This is a genomic window from Hyphomonas sp. KY3 (assembly GCF_017309975.1).
Classification (GTDB): Bacteria; Pseudomonadota; Alphaproteobacteria; order Caulobacterales; family Hyphomonadaceae; genus Hyphomonas.
Genome location: NZ_CP022271.1, coordinates 2,803,187 through 2,823,592, shown reverse-complemented (window position 1 = coordinate 2,823,592; position 20,406 = coordinate 2,803,187). Strand labels below are relative to the sequence as shown.

Here is a 20,406-nt window from a genome sequence, read left to right as displayed (position 1 = left end):
CGCTTTGGCTATTTGCGATGAGGAATGGCGGCAGTGTATCTGACCCGTCCGTACAATTTGGGGCGTTAATTCGACACTTTGAAGATATTGTATTGATACTGCATGCTGATCGGGTTCCACACCATAAAGCGATTGGGTGATACTTTGAGTTCAAGGATCGCGTCGCGCCACAGATATGCATTGCCTTCGTGGATGGATATCGTGACAACATAATACCCGGCGGCAAATGGAATGTCGGCAATATTCACACGACACAGGACCCTGCTGTCGCCATTCTGCTTCAACAGATCACCGTTCAAGGTGGAGATGGTTGAAAGGCGTTTGCCGTCCTTTGTGTGGAAGACGAGAGAGACGTTCAAGTCGTTGATTGGTCGTTGTGGCGTGAAGCCGAATTCAATGGCGAATGGCTTGTTTACCTGAAGCGCATTGGTCGGCTGTCCCTCCGAAAGCACGACAGCGCGGAAATCCTGAAAGCCGGTAGGTTCTATGTGCCCACCATAAAGCTCTTCGACCTGATTTTCGGAAATGGTTGGTCGTTTCCACTGAAGCTGTGGGTTCTGGGCCAGGAAGCTCTTGTCGGGATCGTCGATGACCTTGTTGTCCTTCGGCGTCAGATTGCTCCAACGCTGCGCGACTTTTGCCGAAAGGGGCCGGGCAGGCTGTGTAGGAGCGTGCTGCATCGGGGGGCTGGCCTCGGTCAGGGCCGCTGCTGGCTCTTCATTGCGCGACATCTCCTGATCAATGAATTCGAGATATTGCGCCGTCACCTGGTCAACCGGACCATCAGCCTGCAGTTCGCCCGCATGAATCCAGAGTGCACGGTCGCAGAACTGCCGGATGCTGGTCATCGAGTGTGACACCAGCAGCATGGCAACTCCCTGCTGTTTCATGGCCTGCAAGTGCAGCTTGCATTTGTTCTGGAAGGCCAGGTCTCCCACGGACAAGGCTTCATCGATCACAATGAGATCGGGTCGCAGAAATATGCAGAGTGCGAAACCAAGCCGCGATTTCATGCCGGAGCTATAGGTTTCCACTGGTCCATCAATAAAGGCGCCGACCTCGGCAAAGTCTATGATCTGTTCCACAAGCTCTGGACTGCGCTTTGGACTGATTCCGCGCATGCGCATGCCGTTGAGAATGTTTTCACGACCACTTAGCCGTTGATTGAATCCCGCCCCCAGATTGATCAGCGCCTGGATCTCGCCATTGATTGAGACGTGACCCTTTGTCGGCGCAAGAAGACCGGACAGCAGCTTCATGAGCGTTGTCTTCCCGCTGCCGTTTCGGCCGATCACGCCCACGGCATCTCCGGGACGAATATCCAGGCTCACATCACGCAGGGCCCAGAATTCTTCTTCATCGCGGTCATGCTTTGGAGGGAGGCAGAAGATGTTGCCCAATATGTCGTTGAAATTGCGCGAGACATTGTTCTGCCGTCGTCTGGGAAAACTACGGCCGATCTGCGAGGCGGAGATGATGGGGCGTTGCGTACTCACGTCAGACATAAGCTCTCATGGTACGATGATAAGCGAACCAGCTAACGCAGAAGAGCGCCATGATGCCGAGGGCAACATAAAAAAGCGGCAGGATGTGGGACAGGCTGGGCGAGAGCAGGCAAAAGCGCAACTCCTCAATTGTCAGAGCAACAGGATTGCCATGCTTGAAAATGGCGAGCCCTCCGGTGAGCGGGAAGACCGCGCCCGAGAGGTACAGCATCGGCCGGGCAATTACGCCAACGGCCAGCTTCAAGTCGCCGGAAACGAGCGTAAATGGCGCAAAAAACAGACCTACCGCGACTCCGCCGAGGGCGCAGATTGGCGACATGGCAATAAACAGCAACGCATTCTGCCATTCCAGCAATCCCTGAGCGGCCGCGAGGCCGAGCACGATTGGGACACGCATGCAGAGCAGGAACAGGGATCTGAACACCATGGCCATCATCAGGCTTTCAGGCGGCATGGCATAATTGCCGATAAGTCCACTCGCGCGCTGAAGCGATGTCAGGGACATCATCATGCCGTCGAAGAATGTTTGCCAGATTAGGATGCCACTGACAGCAAAGAGGGAAAACGGCATGTTGAGCCCGCTGACTTCCAGCGACCCACTGCTGCGCAGGGCGATGAAAACGCCAGCGATTGCGAGGGGCTCGATAAAAGCCCAGAACAGGCCCATCTTCGTGTGAACATACTCGATGCGAATATCTCGGGCGGCAAGGTTCCAACCCTGTCGTGGTGCGCTGGAGACTCCGCCGAACATGTCGGCGAGGGTCTGCTTTGCCTTGCTGAAAGCCGCTGAACTCAACTGCACTACTCCTTCGTCTCCATTATCGTCATTGACGCAATGGGCCGATGTATTTTTACGGCTCGAAATGCGGACACCGGACTTTGGTCCGGTTTCGGGTATTTTTCGCTGGTTTGGAGTCGCAGGCAAGGCGGTCAAACATGAAAAATAAAATAGAATTCAAGGTTTTGTGGCCTTTTTGTGTGGTTCCGTCTGATGGGCTGTGCCCGCCACAGATTCAAACAGCGCCACGATCCGTGACGCACTTGCTGACGGGTTATGCCCCCGCGATACGCGCTTTGACAAGTTCTCATCAACGGTCCTGCTGGCCGTCACCAGGGCGCTGACGTCGCGGCCCATTGCCTTTGCGTCGAAGTCGGCAATGAGATGTCCGGCTTCATAATTCCGCACAAGGTCAGCAGCGCCGCCCCCATCCGCAAAGGCCAGCACAGGCACCCCAAGCATGCCGGCCTCAATGGCGACGCGCGGATAGGGGTCTTCGCGCGAAGTTATCAGCACGGCGGACGCTCTGCGAAAGTAAGCATAGGGGCGAGCTTTGACGCCTGGGAACAGCACATCTGATTCAATGCCAGCCTCATGGACGGTGTGCTTGAGGTTTTGCATCATCTCGCCATCGCCGAGCCATGCAAAGACCAGCCGGCCAGCGCCGTCATGCCTGTCGAGGGCTGTTTTGGCAGCCTCAACGAACAGGTCGGGTCCCTTGCGAGGGATCAGGCTTCCGGCGCCAATAATGAGAGTGTCCGGCTCGCCCAGTTTCAGGTCGTCATTCACGTCGCCCCGCGCTGCATCAGCGACGGCCATTTGCTCCGGGGTTATTTTAACGGCCGGAGGTTCGACCCGCAGTTTTGCGTCCGGCACGGAGAAGTCCTGCGACAGGTCCCTCATGACGCTGCGGGACGCGCACAGAAACATGTCCGTCTTGTTCATCGTGCTCTTGAGACGCCGCGCATCAAGCGCGCGGATTGTCGGCCCCATTTCACGCACGTGCGTGACGATTGAGGTGTCGAGGTCAAGCTCGTCAACGACATCGCCGCAATGCGTTGTATTTGCGTAGATGATGTCGGGCTTCCAGTTCCGGATCTCCTGTCGGAGTCTTGCGGTGCGCTGCCGATCTTGCCGTCCGAGACAATAGGGTCTGTCCGGCGAGCGCACGCATTTTATTGCCATAAGTGGGCCGAATCGCAGGGCTGTGCTCAATCCGTCGGACAGGTCGAATTGCGGTGAATCGCGCCAGATATGGGTTGGGGCCGTTTCGCGATAGGCCTCGCCCAACTCGCCATCGCGCCGAAGGATGATCGTCAACTCATGGCCCAGCGATATCATCTCCCGTGCCAATTGCAGCGCACTGATCGGGGCGCCGGTACGATCGGCAGCATGGGAAATCATGAGAATGCGCATGGCTATGACTTGTCAGGGAACAGTGAGTGAAAGTCGACTCTGTCGAACACGTCCAGCTTTCCCTCGATACCCGCATTGTATATGCGGCGCCCTGCGTCTTCAAATGCCGTGCGGGCAACGCCAAAGGCCTGATTTTGCAGGTCGAAATTTGGTATGCCGATGACATCCCCGACCTGGTAGTAGTCTTTCGTGAAATGCGCCTGATTCACCAGATCGATATTCTCTTCCGACACGTGGATCTTACCCGGCGGGAATTGTTCAGCCAGCGGTCCATAGTCCATGTCTACGCCGATCAGATAAACCGGATCGCAGCCAAGATGGTAGGCGAGTTGGAGCGCGATGTAACTGATTGTGGATCCAAGGTAGACCGAATGAGAAAAGTCACGCGAAAACTGAATGCCGGGATCCGTCCAATAGGCTTCGTCGGCAAGCCGCGCATTCATGAACAGGAGGTCGTTCCAGGGGCGTGCGATCCCATGCGCATTGTAGATGGCGGCAATCTTCAGCGGACCATATATGTTTCGAATATCCTGACCACGAATTTCGGTTTGCTCAATGTCCTCGAATAACAGGTAGTCCGGGGTAAAGCCCCATTCCTGAAACGCCTTGTAGGCACCGTTTGAGGCGATCGTGATTTCGTTCTTCAGCGCGGAAAGGTCCATATTGCGAAGGCTGGGGCCATTGCCCAGCACGAAGGCGCGGCGGCCCTTGCCCGAATTCTTCAGTGCCGCCAGCTTGCGCTCGTCACCCGGCACGATGCCAATGCGAAGACCGCGTGCATCCCGTTTCAGGCCGATACGGTCAAAATAACGCTGGCGGGCATCGCGCAGGCGCAGATACCCCAGTGGGTACTTCCATTTGGGAAAGTGGCGGGACCAGCTGATCATTGGGCGACCACTTTGGTACTGAGAAGAACAGGTTGGCTTGTGAGATCGGCGAGATAGCGGCGCATGATCATGGATAAGGGCTGTTCATGATCAGGAATAATACACATGAACTCAAAGCGATCTTTTGGCGAATCGGTCAGGGCGAAAGCACCTGCACGCTAGACGCCTCCGATCCCCGTTTCAATCTGCTAGCAGGTCAGGCGGCTGCGTGTGTTCAGGCGCCGCTGGTGGTTGAAGTGTTCAAGCGCTGTGGCAGTCGGCCATCATACTTGATAATTTGAGGGACACGGCCTATCGCTGGCCCGGACGAGCCCTGACCTCTTCTGGGGGCGCAACTTACAGATTGAAAGTGAGACTATCGTGGCTGCAGATACCCAGTTCCTGAACGACTATTTCGGCAGATTGGAAACCTTCGCGCGCCCCAATGACGCGGTATTCGAGCAATTGGGGCAGGTGCGAGACCTGTGGGTCCGGTCGAAAAATGCAGGTGGCAAGGTGATCTTCATCGGCAATGGCGGGTCTGCGGGAATTGCATCGCATCTCGCGATTGATCTTGGCAAGAACGGCCACATTCCGGCGGCATGTTTCAATGATGGTGCCCAAATCACCTGTCTCTCCAATGATTACGGATTTGAGAACTGGATTGCCCACGCTTTGCGCATTCAGGGCAAACCAGAAGATACGCTGGTTGCGATCAGTTCGTCCGGTGGCTCAAAGAACATTCTCAATGCTGTCGAGCAGGCTCGCAAAATGGGGATTTCCGTTACGACGTGTTCCGCAATGAGCCCGGAAAACCCGCTTCGCAAACTCGGAGATGTAAACCTCTGGGCCGACAGTCACGCCTACAATATCGTCGAGACGGTTCACCAGTTCTGGATGATGGCCGTTATCGACATGATCATCGGCAAGGCCGAGTATCCGCCGAATTGATCGGCAAAAATTTCAGATACCAGAGCTATTGTTCTGGTGTCTGGCCTAGGGCGGACTCGGCAAGTGCCGGTGAAGAATCCAGCGCAAAAAGTGTTTTGAATACCGTATCGCCAATCAGCTTGTTTCCCTGATGGTTGGGGTGGCGGGGATCGTGGTAGAGTCCTGTTTTTCCCGCAAATACGTCGCTGATGTCCGTGCAGTACATAAGTTCTTCGCAATGGCGACGTGCTGCTGTGTAAAAAGCTGCCGCTTTTTCAGCGTAGTCAGGTTTTGAGCTGAGCATTGCGGCGTAAAGCTCAGCTTCCGAATCGGTCGGCATGTAACCTGGTTCGATTCCCATGGCTGGCTGCAGGAATACATGGAAGCGTGCGCCCATTTGCGCGCTGGCCGCATTCATAAGCTCAACGTTGCGGCGCCACATCTCTGCATCTGTCATTTCGTAGCTAGAACCTGCTGTCACTGTGAGCTGAGTGTCTTTCTCGCCGCCTGATCTCATGGCGGCCAATAGGTTCGGCATGAAACGTGGCGGTTGGTGTCCTTTGCCGGCGAGTGTTCTGAGCATCACGAGCTGATAGGGGCTGACCATGGGGTGCTCGCGCAGGCTGTGTGAGAAGTTCAGATCATTGACGCCGCTGAGTGAGACCACAACATCTGGCGCAAGCGCCGGGACATCGCGAATAAGCTTTAGCAGTTCCTGATTGGTCGAGTATCCGGATACCGCGCCATTGTAGACGACCGCAGGTCCTGTCGGGCCTTCATTGAGGCGCGTGAAAAGGGTTTCGCTCCAGGCCCCCCAATCGCTCTCATAGTAGGGATCGCTCGTACTGCCACCGAGCACAACCAAGCGCAGCGCAGCGCCACTCGTCTCGTCGCCTGACGTCCGGAAACCGGGCCGGCGCCAAGCGGGCTCAGACGTAGGGCCGCCTGCCGGTCGCGCATATCCAAGTTGCGGGTCGAGTACGTTCAGTCCTTGCGACAACCGACGGTCTACGACGGTTTCCTTTTTGCCCTGCTTGTCGGAAGACTGCCAGACCAGTGAGTATTGAGGTGCACCCTTTGCGCCCAGATACGCTCTCGCCATCAGGTCGGTAGCCAACAACAGAATCAGCGTTGCCAAGATTGTGAGGATACCGAGCACGATCTTTGCCTGACGGCTCAAGACAACGCTATGCGGTGTTTCCGAAAGTGGTTGTTCGTTCATGTCTCAGGCACCGCTCGGTGTTGTCTTTGGTGATCGTGTCAATCGAGATCGAAAGCGTTCTTGTAGTCAAGCACGAGGGCAGGATCCTGATCCGACTTGCGCAGTATGGCGCGGCCGCAGACCAGTAGATCCATCTCCGTTCCCATCAGGCAGCGGAATGCGTCGCCAGGAGATTCCACAATGGGCTCCCCGCGAACATTGAAACTGGTGTTCACAACAACTGCGCAGCCGGTCCTCTGCTTAAACGCGCTGAGCAGCTTGTGGTAGAGCGGGTTCGTCTCGGCATGCACCGTTTGCACGCGCGCGGAATAATCAAGATGGGTTATTGCCGGGAGCGTCGAGCGGATGTCGTTCACGCGATCGATGCCCTGTTTGAAGGAGCTGTCTGATTCAGGCTGTACGCGCAGTCGACCGACAACATCCGCGACGAGCAGCATGTATGAACTGTCGCTGTTCAGGTCGAAATAGTCTGCTGCATCTTCGGCCAGTACGGACGGGGCAAAGGGGCGGAAACTTTCGCGAAACTTGATCTTCAGGTTCAGGTTGCGCTGGGTTTCGGGATTTCGTGGGTCGGCAATGATCGACCGGCCGCCCAATGCGCGAGGGCCAAATTCCATACGCCCCTGAAACCAGCCAATTGCCATACCGCTATCCAGCGCTTTGGCGGTGGTTTGGATCATCGTGTCCTCGTCCACGACCTCGAATACAGCGCCGGCTGAGGTCAAGGCTGCGTTGATATCTTCCTGCGAATAGTCCGGGCCGAGATAGGCGCCGCTCATGGCATCGCCGTCACCCGTCAGGAGGCGATCGGTGTCCAGATAACGATGGTGGGCCAGCAAGGCCGCGCCGAGCGCGCCGCCGGCATCACCTGCTGCGGGCTGGACCCAGATATTCTTGAAGTGGCCGTCCCGCAGGATTTTGCCATTGGCAACACAATTGAGGGCGACGCCGCCGGCCATGCAGAGATTGTCGATGGCGAACTCAGCGTGTAGCGCGCGGGTCATGCGCAGCATCACATTCTCTGTCACTTTCTGGATCGATGCAGCCATGTCGAAGTGGAACTGCGTCAGCTGGCTCTCAGATGTGCGCGCAGGCTCACCAAACAGGTCATGGAAAGCCTTGTTGGTCATTCGCAGGCCGGTGACATAGTCGAAATAGCGCATGTCCAGCCAGAAGCTGCCATCATCGGCGATAGAGATCAGCTTCTCTTCCATGAGGTCTGCAAATCGCGGCTCGCCATATGGTGCGAGCCCCATAACCTTGTATTCGCCGGAATTGACCTTGAAACCGAGATACCCCGTGATCGCGGAATAGAGCAGGCCCAATGAGTGTGGGAAGCGGATCTCCCGAATGCGCTGTAATTCCTTGCCTCTGCCGACAGAGACCGACGTGGTGGCCCATTCGCCGACCCCGTCCATTGTCAGGACAATCGCTTCGTCGAAAGGCGAGGGATAAAATGCCGATGCCGCGTGACTGTCATGATGCTGGGCAAACACCATGCGGTTGCCCGCTTCAGGATCGTTGAAATCATCCCGGAATATCTTTGCCATGTTCGACTTCTGGAAGAGCTTTCCCTTGATCCAGCTCGGCATGGCGATCGCAAATGTCTTGCGACCGCGCGGCGCGCTGGTCAGGTAGGTCTCGATCAGGCGTTCAAACTTGAGCAGCGGTTTCTCGAAATAGGCGATGTGTTGCACGTCGCTGAGTTCGATGCCCGCTTCGTCGAGACAATAGCGCGTCGCATTTGACGGAAAGCCGGCATCATGTTTGACCCGGGTGAAACGTTCTTCCTGGGCGGCTGCGACGATCTTGCCGTCACACAGCAGAACGGCCGCGCTGTCATGGAAGTAGGCTGAAATGCCCAGGATACAAGTCGGCATCACTTAGAACAGGGAGTAGATGAACGGGGCTAATGGTGAGCCTTGTGCAAACACCAGCGCCCCGCCAATCAGCAAAACGAACAGGAATACAGGCAACAACCAGAATTTCCTGCGTTGCGAAAAGTACAACGCCAGCTCTTTCAGAATCTCTTTCATCTCAGAACTGTCTCTCCATTGCGGCCCGGTCCTGAGGATCCGTCGATTCGCGCCAGTATGAGCCGGTTTGGGGCCTCTTGTGAATGCGCAATGGATCGCGCCCCATACGCAAGAGCAGGCCGTAGGGCGTAATGAAGCCGTAGTACATGATGCCCATCACAAGCGGGTTGACGATCTTGGCCAGACCCAGTGCAAGCAAGCCCCATAAATATGCGAGTCCCTTCAGCCAACGCGGCGCGACGAAGGCGACGAGCGCAAACAACAGGGCTGCGCCCGCGAGGGCCAATGATAGCTGAACATGGTTGCGCAGCAGGACGGCCGCGATCGCGGAAACGGCTGCGAATGTGTATCCGACACTACGGGGGGAGGCCGGTGGCGGCGCAGTGTGTTCGACCTTTTCGAAGGCACTCATCCTGTCGTCCCGCTTCTCACTTCGGCTTCGCGCTCGTCTACCCCGATTGGTTCCTGGCGGCAATGCAGGGACGGTTCAGGCTCGCCTGCATGTGAACTGGAATTGCCGTTGCGGGTACCTTTGGCTCCCAAGTATCTGGTCAAAAATTGTCACCTTTGAGCGAATTTCTGGGCTGCTGGGAGGCGTACTTGATTAACTCAGTGACACGCCTTAACGCTGGCCGGAATGGGCCCTGACCTCAGACAGGTTTGGGGGCGTTGATCCAAGGTAGAGGTGGCCACAGTTGCGTATATCGGGTTTCGCAAAACTGGTTCGCAAGTCGGAGCAGGCGCCACTGACGTGCCCGACGCAGGGTGAGATACTCGGTGCCGTGTGCTGTGAATCGTATGATCGTCGCTTGCAGAGCTCTCAAAAACCATCCGGAAGTATTAGGTGTAAATGGGGGGCGGGACTGAATCCGCATTTCAAAGATCGATTCATGTACGCAAGTGAAGGTTCCCTGTTGCAGGGAACATAGTAGAAGTTAGGGACGCCCTAGATGATTGTTTGGACCAACAGGTTTCCTGAAAAGGAAAAGGCCGCCGGCTATTTGCGTCTCGTGCGGGCGCGCATGAATTTCTTTGACCAGATCAAGCCGGGCCGTAACGGCGCTGGCAAGTTCGGGTTTTATCGCCGGCCGGGATTCCAGACCACGCTGCGCCACATGCGCAACAAGCACCAGGGCAAGCCGGGATTCATTATCGGGAATGGTCCGAGCCTGAAGGAAATGGACCTGACGCCGCTGCGAGACCAGATCACGTTCGGGGCCAATGGCATCTACCAGATGTTCGACGAGTGGGGCTTCCACACCAAATATCTCCTGTTCGAAGATACAGAGCAGACCGAGTTGCGCCGCAAGGAAATCCACAATGTTGTGGGGCCGACCAAAATGGCGGCGATTTACAACGCGTACTGTTTCAAGAATTTCGACGACACGCTGTTTTTCAACGCGCGCCGGGGCGACCCGTACTATTTCGACGAAATGGGAATCCAGTTCTCCCGTGACTTTTCCAACATCGTGTATCTGGGCTCGACCATCACTTACATCGCGTTGCAGCTGGCCTACTATCTGGGCTGCAATCCGGTCTACCTGATTGGCGTCGATCACAGTTATGGTGCGCTGGCCAAGAATTTTCCACCCGGCAAGATCGAGGTGACCAAGGAGAACTACGAGCTCGTTCGGCAGTGCCACATGAACCCCGATTATTACCAGATCGGAGACGTGATCGGCGTGCCAAACACCTCACTTCAGGACAAGGCTTATGAAGTGGCCGCCGACGCCTACAAGCAGGCTGGCCGCGAAATCTACAATGCCGGCGTCAACAGCTTCCTTGATGCATTTCCCCGAACCGATTTTGACAGCATTTTCAAAAAGTAGACATGACCGAAAAGAAACGCATCCTGTTCATATCGCATCACGGCACGATGAGTGGCGCGCCCATAAGCCTGCTTACGCTGATGAAGCATTTTGCCGCCAATCGGGACTGGGAATTCCAGGTTCTGATGCGCAAGGAAGGTCCGCTGCGCAGTGAGTTTGAAAAACTCGCGCCAACTCATGTCTACTACCAGCATTTTCTGGATCCGGCCGATATGCGCCCGGAAGGGGCGAAACGACCGCCTCTGCCAGAAGACGTTCGGCGGCGAAAATTCCGCCAGTGGCGACATGAACAGCGCCTGCGGCTGAAACTGCGTCAATTCAAGCCTGATCTTGTGTATTCCAACACGACTGTGAACGGGGACTTGCTGGCCAAGCTAGGCATCAAGGCACCGACGCTCATCCATGTGCGGGAATTATGGACGACGATCGCGCTGTACAATCAGGTGCAATTGAATGCGTTCAAGCAGCCGGATTACAAATATTTCGCCGTTTCCGAATTTGTTCGGAATTATCTGAAAGATACATTCTCCATCGCACATGAGCGCATCGGGATCGTGCCCGGCTCCATGGAGCCGGAAGTTTTCGACAAGAAGGCTGAAGATCTGACCGTCGGCGAGATGCGCAAGGAACTCGCGCTGCCTGAAGATGCTGTGATCATTGGCGGTCTGGGGTCAGTCGATAGCCGGAAGGGGGTCGATTACTTCGTCGATACCGCCCTGGATGTCCTGCGTTCCGAACCGAAGGGACGGCCCGTCTACTTCGTCTGGATCGGTGATGGCGGTATGCGGCAGGATATGTTGAAGAAAGTGGAAGATGCGGGATTTTCCGGTCGGGTCGTCTTCCCGGGCGCGCGCAAGAACCCCTATCCATATTTGAAACTGTTTGAAATTGGATTGATGACATCGCGCGATGACCCCTTTCCACGCTCGGTCATGGAAATGGCTGCGTTTGGCGCGCCGATTATCTGTTTCAAGGGTTCAGGCGGCGCGGCAGAATTCGTGCTGGATGATGCCGGGATTGTGCTGGATGATTTCAGCGCAGCTGACATGGCCGACGCCGTTCGAAGCATACTGGCGAATGACGCGGCAAAAGCAGCTTTTGCAATTGCTGCTCGCCGCAAAGCGCGCGAAGACTATGAGACGACACGTATAGGAGAAAGTGCTGCCATCCTGCTCGACGAGATGATGGCAAGCGCACGTTCCTGAGGCTTGAACCAAGTGGGGTAATCCAGTGACGGATGTACAAGACAACAAGGATGAACTTGAAGTGCTGCAGAAGGAAAATGCTGCATTGAAAAAGATAGTCCGCTCGTTGAAAGACAAGATCAACAAGGTCGGCGCCGATGACGAGAAGAGCCCGCTATGGCGCGCACTTGGGCATTTCTATTCTCCGGTCGCCAACATTGAAGACATCAAGGCCGACGAAGAGCGAATCTTCAATCGTGATCGGCGTACCCTGCCGGGAATCGGTCTGAACGAAGACAAGCAATTGGCCGTGCTTGAAGAGTTTGCGTCCTTCTATGACGATATTCCATTTGGCGACGAGCCTTCTGACAAGATGCGCTACGGCTTCCTGAATGGGGGCTACTCCTACTCCGATGCCATCTCGCTTTACAGCATGATGCGTCGCGTCAAACCCAAGCGCATCGTTGAGGTCGGGTCCGGGTATTCCTCGTGCTGTATGCTCGATACCAATGACGCGTTCTTCAATGGTGATATCGATATCCGTTTCGTTGAACCGTATCCGCAATTGTTGAAGTCGCTGGTGCGTCCGTCCGATCTTGAGACCCGTGAAATCATCGAAAAGCGGGTTCAGGATGTCGATATCGAAGTCTTCACCTCGCTGCAGGAAAACGACATTCTGTTTGTCGATTCGACGCACGTCTCTCGCGTGGGCAGCGATGTGAACCACATGTTCTTCGAGATACTTCCGCACATCAATGAGGGGGTGTACGTCCATTTCCACGACATCCACTATCCGTTCGAATATCCCGAGCATTGGGTGTATCAGGGCCGCTGGTGGACGGAGACCTATCTCCTTCGGGCGTTTCTCGAATTCAACAGCGACTTCGAAATCGTCTACACGAATACATTCATGCAGAGGTTCCACCGCGAGTTCTTCGAGGAGCGCATGCCATTGTGCCTGAAGAACCAGGGGGCCAGTATCTGGCTTCGGCGCAAGAAAAAGTCGACTGAAGAGTAGGCTTGTCCGCACGTGCTTGTTCAGGGGCTGGCATGAAAATCCTTATTTGCAGCATCATGCCTCAAGGCGCCTATTCAGGTGGGCGCTACCATGCATGGATGATGGCACAGGCGTTTGCGGCGCTTGGTCATCAGGTCACGTTTTGGACGAACAATACGCCGATCTTCATTGACGACTTCGAAGATTTCGACTTCGGAGATCGGTTTGTGTTGCGACTGACGCGGGATTTTTCAGACACGCCCGATGGGCCATGGGATTTTGTCTGGATTATTCCGCACAAGCATCCGCCAGTGAAAGTGTTCCGGCGGGCGCTGGACATTTCCGTTGCAAACAAGGCGAAGCTCGGAATGCTGAGTTTCGAGACCCCGAACTGGATTGCGAAGACGGCAGAGCACGGCACAAACCAGAAGCCGTGGGACGCATGGAAGGCTATTGGGCCGCATTTGGATGTGGTTCTCGCGTCGACACTGGAAGGTGAGACGCATGCGGAAGAGTATTTTGCAGGTACAGGCGCCCGCTTTCACCACATCAACCCACCCATCAATGACCTGGCCGCTGCAGAAGCCAAATCCCTTGCGGTAAAGTCCGACGATCGCCGATCTGTCATCTGTATCACGCGTTTTGGCGGCGCTTTCGGATACAAGGGTGGCATGGAATTGCTCGATCATGCCGGACCCGCCCTGTCGGGATGTCGGCTGACATTTATTGTCGGCACAGCGACGATGGATGAATCCGTTGCTTCTGCTTACCATGCATGGGGCGAAGAGCACGATGTGGAGGTCCGCTTCCAGCATCGTGTGACTGATGTCGAGAAGTTCAAACTGCTATACGAAGCAGATTTGATGCTCTTTCTGTCGAGGTTCGAGGGGTTCGGGTATCCACCGGTCGAGGCGCTCTATTGTGGCGTGCCGTGTGTCGTGTACGATCTTCCTGTGTTGAGAGAGGTCAGCGGGGACAAGCTGATTTATGCGTCAATGGACGAGCCAGAAGAACTTGCGCCCATTATCTCCGATGTGCTCGACAATCTGCCTGCGCGTCAGTCCGAAATCCGGCAGCATGATTATTCCAGCTTGGGCTTTGATGCTTATGTCCGCCTGATCGACGATCTACTCGGACGCGAGGCCGAGTATGCACCCAAGGCGAACGTGACCTCCGAAGACGAGTTGCAGGCAACACGCAAAACGCTCGTCGCTATCGACCAAGCGACCAGGAAACCAGTCGCGCGCCGCGGTACGCCGTCGCTGAAGCACAGGGTCAAGCAGAACTTCGTCCGCTTGCTTGCTGGAACATTTCGCCGTGTGCCTGTCCTGAGGAAACTGTTCGGTCAGGCAATTTTGTCTCATCACAATCTTTCTCTTCTTCTGGAAGACCGGGCGATGGCGAAGCTGATGTTCGAGAACAGGAAAGCGCTTACGCTGGCCATTCGGCGTAACCCAGGATTCCTCAAGCATCTCATGCTCTCACCGCAAGCGCAGGAACTGCTACCGGAAGTGTTGGCCCGCCTTCGGGAGAAAGAGGCAATTTCCGTCTCTCAGATTGCTGCGGTAGTTCAAGAGACGAAGAATAGTTGAGTATGTTCACGGTATTGTTCAATGAGCGCTGATGGTGTGCCCAGCCACGACGACCGTCTGCAGGGTGCAGGGGATCGTGCCTTCAGGGTACTTGTCCTGTTCTTGACATTCGACCCCGAGAAAACCAAAGGCGTGCGTGCGGTTCTCGGAGATTTCTTCAAGGCGCGAGAAGGCATAGAGTTCACGGTTGTTGAGATCGACAATGCGAACGAACAACGCGAGTGGCAATCAGCATCGACTGAGGGCTGGCCATGCCGCGCCTTTGCGGTCGGCGGCGATAATACAGCTCATGAGTTTACCGGCTGGGATCGCGGCTGGCGCGAAGTTCGGGCGAGGCTGCCGGAAACGTTCGACGTCGTATTGATGGTCAATGATGCCCTGGCCAATTCGAAGCCGCTGGAGGCGCTGGAAGCGATCGACGCCGACATTATCCGCCAACTGCCAGCACAGAAAACCGTGTTGGGATGGGTAGATACATTCTCTCGAGTCAATCCGGATCCGCTCGATACGCTGGCCCAGCCAATGCGTATCGGCGGGCAGGCCTGTCGGAAATGGTTGTGCACGACCTTCTTCATGGTGCCCAGATCCGTATTCGAGAAGCTTTACCCTGTGACCAGTTTCTCGACGGCAAACGAAGTATTCACGCGCTATTGTCCTGAAAAGCCGTTTCGGGAGAGCGCTCCGCTTTCGCAGAACTATCAGGAGTTTCTCTACACGCACCAGACCAAGGTCTGGCGACGAGGAGACAAACGGGGCTATGTCCTGAGCGAAACAACCTTTCCGCTCTTCAAGAACAAGGTGCGCAACATACTCAATGAGCATGCATTGAGCATCAAGCTATGGAAACTGGGCGTGGGCCATGTGAACTTGGCCATATTCGACCGGCCGTCGCGTGGGCTGGGAATCAAGCATGATCTAGTCAAGGGATCGGCAGGAACGCGACTCAGAAAGTTGCGTCTGTTGTCATGGCGCCAATTCTTTCATGAAGTAATCCCGCCACTACTGAAGCGGCGCGGCTTGCGCTCGTCATAAAGGGCTCACTGCGCCATGCTGTTCAATTCTGTCCCGTTTCTCGCCTATTTTCTGCCGGTCGTGCTGGTTGTTGCTTTGCTGCTCGGACGTGCCGGACAGAAGGATGCCGTCAAGGTTTGGCTGCTGCTGTCTTCCGCGTTTTTCTACGGGTATTGGGAGTGGCGGTACCTGTTCCTGTTGTTTGGAACAATCATCGTCAATTATTTCGTGGGCAGGGCGTTTTCCGCGCATGATCGTCCGTCTGGACAGCGGCGCTTTTTGCTTATCTGCAGCGTGACGTTCAATCTCGGCCTGTTGTTTGTCTTCAAATATTTCAATTTCTTTATTGGTAATATCGAGTTCTTGTTCGGTTTCGATATCGAGGTATTCAAGGTCATCCTGCCGCTGGGAATTTCGTTCTTCACATTCCAGCAAATCGCGTTCCTGGTAGATGCCTACAAACGCAAGCTCGATGAAGAATACAGCTTTGTAGACTATGCCCTGTTCATATCATTCTTTCCGCAGTTGATTGCGGGCCCGATCGTTCATCACAAGGATCTGGTGCCCCAGTTCAAGACCAGGCTGTTTGCACGCCCCACCGCCGCCATGTTCGCAAGCGGGCTCGCAATTATCATCATCGGCCTGTTCAAGAAGGCCGTCCTGGCAGATGGCATTTCACCTGCGGTGAACCAGCTGTTCGGTGAAGCTGCTGCGGGTGCGCAACTAACTTTGATCGAGGCGTGGTTGGCAACGCTTGGATTTGCCGGACAGATATATTTTGATTTTTCCGGCTATTCGGACATCGCCATTGGGCTTGCCTTGCTGGTAGGCTTGAAGATGCCTGAGAACTTTGCAGCCCCTTATCGCGCATCCAGTATTATCGATTTCTGGCGCCGGTGGCACATCACTCTGTCTGACTTCCTGCGCGACTATCTGTACATCCCTCTCGGCGGTAATCGCCGCGGCAATGTCCGGCGTTATATCAACCTGATGACAACCATGCTGCTTGGCGGTCTCTGGCATGGCGCGGCATGGACTTTCGTGATCTGGGGAGGGCTGCACGGAGCATATCTGACGGTGAACCATCTGTTCAACTCGGTGATCAAGGGGAGCGGGCTTGAGGCCGCCGTTGGAAGCCTGCCGGGCAGGGTGTTTGGCTGGGCTGTCACGTTCTTTGCGGTCTGTGTGGCATGGATATATTTCCGCGCAGAAAACCTGGAAGCGGCAAACAATGTTCTGGCCGGTTTCCTCGGCATGAATGGATTCCATATGCCGCCTCATCTCAATGCGCTGCTGGGGCTCCCCGTGAAGTATGCGTCCTTGACCCCTGCCGGTTCGACCCTCTTCTCCGATCCGGCCCAATGGACCAGCCTGGTGCAGGCATTCTGTTTCTCTCTGCTCGGACTTGCGGTTGCATTCGCGCAGACGAAGGAACGGGGCGGTCAGCGCGCACGCCTCGTGGGAGTTGCGCTGGTAATCGGCTTCGTCATTCAGGCGGTGTTCTTCGGAACAGCGTCTGAAGAATTCATCTACTTCCAGTTTTAGGGAGGCGCGTAAATGAAACCTATCCTGAGTGTTATTGCCGCCAGCCTTCTGGGACTTGTGCTGTATTTTGGCCTGTTCGGTGTGGTTATCGACAAGCCATTGTCGGTCGGGATTTTCGACCGCGTATATTCACAGAAGAGAGCTTACGGCCAAGCGCTGGACAAGCCGAAAATTGTCCTCGCTGCCGGGAGTAGCGGATTTTACAGCGACCGCTGCGAGACGATTGCCGAGGAATCCGGAATACCATGTGTGAATCTGTCCATTGCGCTGGCATTGGGGCGCGAGACAATTCTTCAGCAAGTAAAGCAAGTTGCAGAACCTGGCGATATCGTTCTGCTGCCGTGGGAGTACCGGCTCTACTTCCTGAATGCCGAGGATATGCGGGCTCGCATTTCATATCCCTACATTGTGCGTCATGAGAAAAGCTTTCTGAAGGGGCTGGGTGTCAGGCGTTCATTGGACGCGCTATTCTATTTCGACCTCGATTATTTGTTCGCGGCCCTGCTGGAAACTGAGAACTATGTCGGTGGCAAACGCCATGGATTCGACAAGGAAGGACGTATGACTTTGCAGGGGGACTATCGCGGACACACTGCGGAGGTCGCTGCCAAATACCGCGAGAAAGTCGAAACGGCCGGATCTTCTGCAGCGGAAACGCGAAGGATTGCAGAGATGGTCGAACCTCCTGCCGGCTTGATGGAATTCATCAAGTGGGCCAACGCCAATGACATTACCGTATATGGTTTGCTCAGCCCTTCCGTTGACTCGGGCGAGCTGTCTCCGGAGGCGCTCGACAAGATGCGTGCTTGGTTTGGGATGGCAGAAAAGGGGGGCTTCCTGGAGTTTAAGGGCAACTTACAATATCCGTACACATGCTTTTTTGATTCCCGTGAGCATTTGCAGGAGGAGTGCCAGATTCAGCACAGTCGCGTGATCGGAAAAGGACTGGCTGAACAAGTGCGGTTCAACTCCCAACCCGAGGACTAAACTCTGCCAATCCGACCGTAACCGCACGGAGCTATAGATGTCTGAAAAGCATCAAAGGAGCTCCCCATGGACGAGTCTGCACGTCTTGGTCTGCCATACCTGATACCCAATCAGGCCCAGAAACATGTCACCGTAAACGAGGCGTTCCGCAAGCTGGACCAGATGGTTCAGCTGTGCGTGCAATCGAAAGCAATTTCGATCCAGCCCGAGGCGCCTTCGGACGGCGAGGCCTACATCATTCCTGCCAGCGCGACGGGCGAGAACTGGTCCGGCTATGCCGTGAATACAATCGCCACATTCCAGGATGGTGCATGGGCCGTATTCCCGGCACTGGCGGGTATGCGGGCTTACATTCTGGATGAAGCGATGATGCACGTTTTCAATGGCGCTGACTGGGTGGCTATGGCGGGCGCCGCGCCATCGGAAGAGAGCCCGGTATTGGGGATCAACACGATAGCCGACCTTTCCAATCGCCTGTCTGTGAAATCTGACTCTGTCCTGTTGCAGCATGATGACGTCACACCCGGTAACGGGGATTGTCGCTTAAACGTCAACAAGAGTGCCCCGGCCGCGACTGCCTCTCTTCTCATGCAATCGGACGCATCAGGGCGCGCGGAGATTGGTCTGACGGGTGATGACGATTTCCACATAAAGGTCAGCAATGATGGAAGCGTGTGGCGGGATGCAATTTCGGTCGACAAGGATACCGGGTTCGTCGGTATCGGGACGGATGCGCCAGCGACACCTTTCCATGTCAATGCGGGCTTGGCGAATGTTGCCTTCAAGCTCGAGGGAACCGATCCGACCATTGTGTTTCAGATGCAGGATGACACGACCACTTCAACTGGCAATGGTCCGATCCTGTTCGCACGCACTGGCGACAACACGCAGTTCTACACGGCGGGCTCTGCGCGCATGACCATCGATGCGGATGGCCAGGTCGGGATAGGGACATCAAGTCCCTCGGCGCGGTTGAATGTTCTTGCCGGCGGCATCGTTGCCGGGTCGCCAACCGGCGGTGACAAGGGCGCCGGCACGATCAACGCCGAGGCTCTATATGATGATAACGCATTGTTGAGCTGTTATGTGCTGGATCAGGCGATCGACGGACGTGTGGATATCGACGAGTGGGATGCGCGCACGCCAGACCGGCATGTTCCCCCGGCAGCGACAATTGCCCGCCATCACGAGCCAGCGCGCCGGTTTGTGGCGCGTATCGGCGGTTCACATGACCCGCTCACACTGGACGGTTACGCCCGGCACTGGAAAGACAAACGCCATCTGACCTCGATGCCGAACGAGGCAACCTATGATCCCGTCAACGGACCGCTCACAATGGGTGAGTGGATTCAGAGACTGGTGGAAACCGCCGAAATCCACGCCGTACTGATCGACACCCTCCATCAGATGCTGAAAGCGGCAGAAAAGACGCCGAAGCCGGAGCGTCCGGGCTAGGTCAGTTCCTTGACGGTCATGTTGAGTTGGTCGGCGAGGTTTGGTGCCTGATGCAGATCATGCTCGTAAATCATGTCTATCAGGGACATGACTTCAAGGGCTTGATCAGAGGACCCGAATTTAACCGGGGCACCGTTTTGGACGCTGTCAAAGAAGAGCTCGATCTCCCGTGCCCATGACTGGTCGATGTGGAAGGTCAGGCGTTCTTCGTCTTCCCATGTTGCCGCTGGCGCCGTTGTGCGGTTCTGAGCGATGGTAAGGATCTCGTCGCCATAGGTCCCTGACGACGTCTTCAAACCGTTCAGCACCATATAGCCGCGCTCCATGAAGACTTCGAGCGAGAACAGGTGTCTCCATTGCGTCATGGTGGAGTGGACCGACGCAGTGACGCCCGTTTGCGTGTTGCGCATGATCGCAAAGACATTGTCTTCGATGCCGGGGGTTTTCCAGTACATGTTGGAGACCATGGCGTGAACTTCGTCGAACGGCTTGCCGGTCAGGTAGAGCAGGAGGTCGAGCATGTGGATGCCCTGATCCAGCAGAATGCCGCCGCCAGCCAGTTCCTTCTTGGCCCGCCATGTGTTCAGATAGTCACCATCCACACTTTTGCCGTAGCGGCTACGCATCCAGAGAATGGAGCCGAACTTGCGGGAGTCCACGATGCTCTTCATCTTGTCGATTGCACCGTGCTGACGGTGATTGAAACCGTACATCAGTACTTTGCCGCTGGCGCGTTCGACTTCCTGAATATCGCGCACATCCTGAGCGCTGAAAGCGGGGGGCTTTTCGCAGAAGACGTGCTTGCCAGCCTTCAGTGCCATGATCGTTTTTGGCTTGTTGAAATAGTTGGGCAGGCAAAGAAAGACAATGTCGATGTCCGGGTCTTCGATGATCTCGTCAATGGAATTGGCGACCGGGTATTTGCAGTCATCGGGGATGTTGACGTCGAAGACGGATTTGATCTGGGCGAAGCCGTGCGTTTCGATCGCATCGGCACGAATTTGTCCCATTTTGCCGAATCCGCAAATTCCAACATTCATTGACATTTCTTCA

Annotated in this window: 18 protein-coding genes; 9 read left to right on the top strand and 9 right to left on the bottom strand. The window is 55.5% G+C overall.

What is annotated here, in order from left to right:
• Positions 1-65: 65 nt before the first annotated feature.
• From CFA77_RS13555 to CFA77_RS13540, 4 genes are all read right to left on the bottom strand, one after another.
• Positions 66-1,505 (bottom strand): ABC transporter ATP-binding protein, encoded by a 1,440-nt coding sequence (locus CFA77_RS13555; RefSeq protein ID WP_206991141.1) that lies wholly within the window; start codon positions 1,503-1,505, stop codon positions 66-68.
• Positions 1,498-2,301 carry an ABC transporter permease gene (locus tag CFA77_RS13550; RefSeq protein WP_156947779.1) on the bottom strand — a complete coding sequence of 268 codons (804 nt, stop codon included), beginning with the start codon at positions 2,299-2,301 and terminating at the stop codon, positions 1,498-1,500. The genes CFA77_RS13555 and CFA77_RS13550 overlap by 8 nt, the downstream gene beginning before the upstream one ends.
• A 159-nt stretch (positions 2,302-2,460) precedes the next feature.
• The gene (locus tag CFA77_RS13545) at positions 2,461-3,699 is read right to left on the bottom strand and encodes a glycosyltransferase (protein WP_206991140.1); all 1,239 of its coding nucleotides are present in this window, start codon (positions 3,697-3,699) and stop codon (positions 2,461-2,463) included.
• A 2-nt stretch (positions 3,700-3,701) separates the two neighbouring features.
• Entirely contained in the window at positions 3,702-4,586 is an 885-nt protein-coding gene (locus CFA77_RS13540) for a 6-hydroxymethylpterin diphosphokinase MptE-like protein (RefSeq protein WP_206991139.1), read from the bottom strand.
• A gap of 360 nt (positions 4,587-4,946) precedes the next feature.
• On the opposite strand from CFA77_RS13540, the gene CFA77_RS13535 reads away from it, so the two are divergent.
• A complete protein-coding gene (locus tag CFA77_RS13535; protein ID WP_206991138.1) occupies positions 4,947-5,516 on the top strand; it encodes an SIS domain-containing protein in 570 nt (189 codons plus the stop codon).
• Positions 5,517-5,541: 25 nt separating this feature from the next.
• Here the strand turns inward: CFA77_RS13535 and CFA77_RS13530 are convergent, their stop codons facing one another.
• Genes CFA77_RS13530 through CFA77_RS13515 form a run of 4 tightly spaced genes read right to left on the bottom strand, consistent with a single transcriptional unit; the run spans position 5,542 to position 9,165 of the window.
• A complete protein-coding gene (locus CFA77_RS13530) occupies positions 5,542-6,717 on the bottom strand; it encodes an SGNH/GDSL hydrolase family protein (RefSeq protein WP_206991137.1) in 1,176 nt (391 codons plus the stop codon).
• 38 nt (positions 6,718-6,755) lie between these two features.
• Positions 6,756-8,597, bottom strand: coding sequence for a carbamoyltransferase (locus tag CFA77_RS13525; protein WP_206991136.1), 1,842 nt, complete (start codon positions 8,595-8,597; stop codon positions 6,756-6,758).
• A gap of 3 nt (positions 8,598-8,600) precedes the next feature.
• Positions 8,601-8,753, bottom strand: coding sequence for a DUF5989 family protein (locus CFA77_RS13520; RefSeq protein ID WP_198019707.1), 153 nt, complete (start codon positions 8,751-8,753; stop codon positions 8,601-8,603).
• Position 8,754: 1 nt separating this feature from the next.
• On the bottom strand, positions 8,755-9,165 hold the full coding sequence (locus CFA77_RS13515) for a hypothetical protein (RefSeq protein ID WP_206991135.1): 411 nt from the start codon (positions 9,163-9,165) through the stop codon (positions 8,755-8,757).
• Between the two features lie 538 nt (positions 9,166-9,703).
• Here CFA77_RS13515 and CFA77_RS13510 point away from each other — a divergent pair.
• From CFA77_RS13510 to CFA77_RS13475, 8 genes are all read left to right on the top strand, one after another.
• Complete coding sequence (locus CFA77_RS13510) at positions 9,704-10,582, top strand: 6-hydroxymethylpterin diphosphokinase MptE-like protein (protein ID WP_206991134.1); 879 nt, start codon at positions 9,704-9,706, stop codon at positions 10,580-10,582.
• Between the two features lie 2 nt (positions 10,583-10,584).
• Positions 10,585-11,787 (top strand): glycosyltransferase, encoded by a 1,203-nt coding sequence (locus tag CFA77_RS13505; RefSeq protein ID WP_206991133.1) that lies wholly within the window; start codon positions 10,585-10,587, stop codon positions 11,785-11,787.
• Between the two features lie 25 nt (positions 11,788-11,812).
• A complete protein-coding gene (locus CFA77_RS13500; RefSeq protein WP_206991132.1) occupies positions 11,813-12,784 on the top strand; it encodes a class I SAM-dependent methyltransferase in 972 nt (323 codons plus the stop codon).
• Positions 12,785-12,816: 32 nt separating this feature from the next.
• Complete coding sequence (locus CFA77_RS13495) at positions 12,817-14,355, top strand: glycosyltransferase (RefSeq protein WP_206991131.1); 1,539 nt, start codon at positions 12,817-12,819, stop codon at positions 14,353-14,355.
• A gap of 21 nt (positions 14,356-14,376) precedes the next feature.
• A complete protein-coding gene (locus tag CFA77_RS13490) occupies positions 14,377-15,387 on the top strand; it encodes a hypothetical protein (protein ID WP_206991130.1) in 1,011 nt (336 codons plus the stop codon).
• Between the two features lie 15 nt (positions 15,388-15,402).
• Complete coding sequence (locus CFA77_RS13485) at positions 15,403-16,911, top strand: MBOAT family protein (RefSeq protein ID WP_206991129.1); 1,509 nt, start codon at positions 15,403-15,405, stop codon at positions 16,909-16,911.
• 12 nt (positions 16,912-16,923) lie between these two features.
• A complete protein-coding gene (locus CFA77_RS13480; RefSeq protein ID WP_206991128.1) occupies positions 16,924-17,898 on the top strand; it encodes a hypothetical protein in 975 nt (324 codons plus the stop codon).
• Positions 17,899-17,964: 66 nt separating this feature from the next.
• Entirely contained in the window at positions 17,965-19,353 is a 1,389-nt protein-coding gene (locus CFA77_RS13475) for a DUF2793 domain-containing protein (protein ID WP_206991127.1), read from the top strand.
• On the opposite strand, the gene CFA77_RS13470 is transcribed toward CFA77_RS13475, so the two are convergent.
• Positions 19,350-20,399: a Gfo/Idh/MocA family protein gene (locus tag CFA77_RS13470; protein WP_198019709.1), complete on the bottom strand. Its 1,050-nt coding sequence runs from the start codon at positions 20,397-20,399 to the stop codon at positions 19,350-19,352. The two genes, CFA77_RS13475 and CFA77_RS13470, sit on opposite strands and share 4 nt — an antisense overlap.
• Positions 20,400-20,406 lie beyond the last annotated feature (7 nt).

Excerpts from the sequence above, each read along its gene's own strand:
- CFA77_RS13490 (WP_206991130.1), top strand. The coding sequence starts at position 14,377 with ATGAGCGCTGATGGTGTGCCCAGCCACGACGACCGTCTGCAGGGTGCA.
- CFA77_RS13480 (WP_206991128.1), top strand. The coding sequence starts at position 16,924 with ATGAAACCTATCCTGAGTGTTATTGCCGCCAGCCTTCTGGGACTTGTG.
- CFA77_RS13510 (WP_206991134.1), top strand. The coding sequence starts at position 9,704 with ATGATTGTTTGGACCAACAGGTTTCCTGAAAAGGAAAAGGCCGCCGGC.
- CFA77_RS13485 (WP_206991129.1), top strand. The coding sequence starts at position 15,403 with ATGCTGTTCAATTCTGTCCCGTTTCTCGCCTATTTTCTGCCGGTCGTG.
- CFA77_RS13530 (WP_206991137.1), bottom strand. The coding sequence starts at position 6,717 with ATGAACGAACAACCACTTTCGGAAACACCGCATAGCGTTGTCTTGAGC.
- CFA77_RS13545 (WP_206991140.1), bottom strand. The coding sequence starts at position 3,699 with ATGCGCATTCTCATGATTTCCCATGCTGCCGATCGTACCGGCGCCCCG.
- CFA77_RS13505 (WP_206991133.1), top strand. The coding sequence starts at position 10,585 with ATGACCGAAAAGAAACGCATCCTGTTCATATCGCATCACGGCACGATG.
- CFA77_RS13515 (WP_206991135.1), bottom strand. The coding sequence starts at position 9,165 with ATGAGTGCCTTCGAAAAGGTCGAACACACTGCGCCGCCACCGGCCTCC.
- CFA77_RS13475 (WP_206991127.1), top strand. The coding sequence starts at position 17,965 with ATGGACGAGTCTGCACGTCTTGGTCTGCCATACCTGATACCCAATCAG.
- CFA77_RS13520 (WP_198019707.1), bottom strand. The coding sequence starts at position 8,753 with ATGAAAGAGATTCTGAAAGAGCTGGCGTTGTACTTTTCGCAACGCAGG.
- CFA77_RS13495 (WP_206991131.1), top strand. The coding sequence starts at position 12,817 with ATGAAAATCCTTATTTGCAGCATCATGCCTCAAGGCGCCTATTCAGGT.
- CFA77_RS13525 (WP_206991136.1), bottom strand. The coding sequence starts at position 8,597 with ATGCCGACTTGTATCCTGGGCATTTCAGCCTACTTCCATGACAGCGCG.
- CFA77_RS13555 (WP_206991141.1), bottom strand. The coding sequence starts at position 1,505 with ATGTCTGACGTGAGTACGCAACGCCCCATCATCTCCGCCTCGCAGATC.
- CFA77_RS13540 (WP_206991139.1), bottom strand. The coding sequence starts at position 4,586 with ATGATCAGCTGGTCCCGCCACTTTCCCAAATGGAAGTACCCACTGGGG.
- CFA77_RS13470 (WP_198019709.1), bottom strand. The coding sequence starts at position 20,399 with ATGTCAATGAATGTTGGAATTTGCGGATTCGGCAAAATGGGACAAATT.